Below are 401 nucleotides of genomic sequence, written 5' to 3'. Positions count from 1 at the left end.
ACGCCCTTCCGGTTCGCGTCGAACTCGGAGAGCACGTACACCAGGCCGGCGAGCGTCACCACGCCGATCGGGAGCAGCACCAGCGGCGTGATCCGGGTGGCGCCCCACACCGTCAGCAGCACCGCGGCCACGATCAGCACCGTCGTGGCGTAGTAGATCTGGGTGCGGACGTGATCGATGTGGTCGGCGCCGGTGAACGTCGACGAGAGGATCGTCGTATCGGAGATGGGCGAGCAGTGGTCGCCGAAGATGGCACCGCTGAACACGGTCCCGATCGCGACGGGGAGCAGCGCCGGCGTCGCGCCGCCGACGCTCCACGCCAGCGGGACCGCGATCGGAGTGACTATCGCCATCGTCCCCCACGAAGTGCCGGTCGAGAACGCGATGAACGCGGACGCCAG

General features: G+C 68.8%; 1 protein-coding gene. It reads right to left on the bottom strand.

The annotated features are described in order from the left end of the window. Window positions 1-401, bottom strand: a 401-nt coding sequence (locus tag EXE45_RS18140) for a Na+/H+ antiporter NhaC family protein (protein WP_241989541.1), incomplete at both ends; no start/stop codon positions are given.

The organism is Halorubrum sp. SP9, from assembly GCF_005435015.1.
In the GTDB taxonomy this organism is placed as follows: domain Archaea; phylum Halobacteriota; class Halobacteria; order Halobacteriales; family Haloferacaceae; genus Halorubrum; species Halorubrum sodomense.
Note: the sequence above shows the minus strand (reverse complement) of the source record. Positions and strands in the feature narration are given on the sequence as shown.